Below are 2,023 nucleotides of genomic sequence, written 5' to 3'. Positions count from 1 at the left end.
ATTTTAGGTGTAGGCTTCTTCATCTGGAAATTATATTACTGAAGAAGCCTTCAAGAATAGCTTTGTGCAACAAAGCCCTTTAATTCCTAAACTATGCAAGGATTCACATTCAATAAATTTTTTCCTGTCCTCCGTGAAAGTAATTGCTTCAGTTTTATAATCCAGGCCATTTATCCATATATTTACGATTAACATCTCCGGATCTTTTGTCTGGCCTTGTACCGGACTAGTATTTGCTTTTACAGGCGTCACCCCAATACCACAGACTATCATCATAAGAATTTTAGTGGCTCTCATAGCACTTCCTTTGACTATTTTTATTCTTTTGCCAATCCGTTCTAAGCACTGATAGGGTATTCTAAATATTCCCCATATTCTTCTACTTTTATTTTCAACTTCAGATTTCCAGTAGTTTTTATTTCCCCAATTTCAAATTTAATTTCATTTCCACTCAAAACATATTGGGTAAAATCTTTTTTTAATACTTCATTATTCAGATTATCTAATACTATAACCTCTACAATTTTTGCATGTGATTTGGCTTTATTTCCCACTTTCAAATAAGCTAAACCATTTACCTTTTCCAGATTTACATTAAGTTGTGGTGCTGAGTGTTTTTCTGTAAAAAGCGGCAAGGAAAAATTAAATAAAAAGTTGATCGATGAAGTGTCTTCTACAGGTGTAACTTCTTTAAAAATAACTCTCCATGCTTGCTGCTTTTCAGTACCTGTAAGTGGCTGACTAAATCCGATCCGGACTATCTGCTTACTTTCCGGTTTTAACTCAAAGGTTCTTGGATTAAATAATAATGTTTTATCTTCGACGAGAACATCATCCCCCCTTTCATTCTGTTGCCATTTAAATGCTAAAATTTCATATATTTTTGAATATTTTAACCCTGTACTCTCAATATTAACCGTTGTACTTCTCTGTTTTTTAGAATTTTCAATATATAACTGGATTGGACTAAACTTTATTCCTGCAGAGAGAGTAGCACTACATAACAATAATAATAAAAATCCAATTATTTTTTTATGCATTTTTTACTCCAAAAACTTATTATAGTTATTATTCAATAAAAAAATTATTAAAATAGGAGATGATTCACACACCTCCTATCCGTTCAATACTTATTAAGAGTAAGTTTCTTATTATTAGAATCGAACTTCGACATTATATGTGCCACGATAAGTACCAGCATCAGCTGCTGCAATCGCACTACCAGCCACTGTAGCTGCTACATCCCAACGATGAGCTTGCCCCTTAGTACTTGATTGAGCTCCAGAATAAGCCCGTCCACCACGTGTAGTTGTCACAGATACAGGTACAGAGTTCTGGCCACTGCGCAAATTATTTGGTGCATTAATATTTAATCGATAAGGAGCATTTGTGCTTACATTAAAGAAACCTGCATCGCTCCAGTTACCTCCCGTTGTTTGCGCAAGCGTCAATTGTGGTGTTTCCACATCCAAATCACAATGTCTTGGAACTTCCAGGACAATGTCAATTTTTCCGTCACACTTATCTCCACATCCATGTTTGCCTGGCTTATGTGGTGTTTGGGAACCTGGTTTTCCTGCAGTCTGATTTGCATAAACTGCTGTTGAACCTAAACCAAAGCTCAATACTACGGTGGCTAATACTGCTTGAGTTATTTTATTCATAAGTATGCTCCATTCCTTTTTGGAAGAATATATTTATTAAGTTTTACGCTTACATTTTGGACTCTTGTTATTATGAGTAATGTTACTGTAGGCGTGCAGCCATCTTATTATTATTCATTAAAAAACATATAGAAGCTCTATTATTCACACTACATTTGCTTATACTATATTTTTTAAATTTTTATTAAAAATTCTTTTTTTACAAGGATATATATAAAACAGCTATAATCCTGTTAAACTTATGTTTATATATTATATATAAGAATGATTTTCTCAGAATCTTATAGGACTTACGCACTATTATTTATAGATTTTCTGTGGCAGCAGATGATTCTTATCGAGAATAAATTCATCAATAA

At 33.4% G+C, this 2,023-nt stretch carries 3 protein-coding genes; all 3 read right to left on the bottom strand.

Features of this window, described 5'->3' with window-relative positions; all coding sequences use genetic code 11:
- Positions 1-30: 30 nt before the first annotated feature.
- The gene (locus VXP95_RS15400; protein WP_416712351.1) at positions 31-297 is read right to left on the bottom strand and encodes a hypothetical protein; all 267 of its coding nucleotides are present in this window, start codon (positions 295-297) and stop codon (positions 31-33) included.
- Between the two features lie 41 nt (positions 298-338).
- Entirely contained in the window at positions 339-1,040 is a 702-nt protein-coding gene (locus VXP95_RS15395; protein WP_416712350.1) for a molecular chaperone, read from the bottom strand.
- A 114-nt stretch (positions 1,041-1,154) separates the two neighbouring features.
- On the bottom strand, positions 1,155-1,664 hold the full coding sequence (locus tag VXP95_RS15390; protein WP_144724061.1) for a hypothetical protein: 510 nt from the start codon (positions 1,662-1,664) through the stop codon (positions 1,155-1,157).
- Positions 1,665-2,023: the final 359 nt, after the last annotated feature.

The sequence above is a fragment of the Acinetobacter sp. 226 genome (assembly GCF_048147925.1).
In the GTDB taxonomy this organism is placed as follows: Bacteria; Pseudomonadota; Gammaproteobacteria; order Pseudomonadales; family Moraxellaceae; genus Acinetobacter; species Acinetobacter pecorum.
This window is presented reverse-complemented; position numbering and strand designations above follow the sequence as displayed.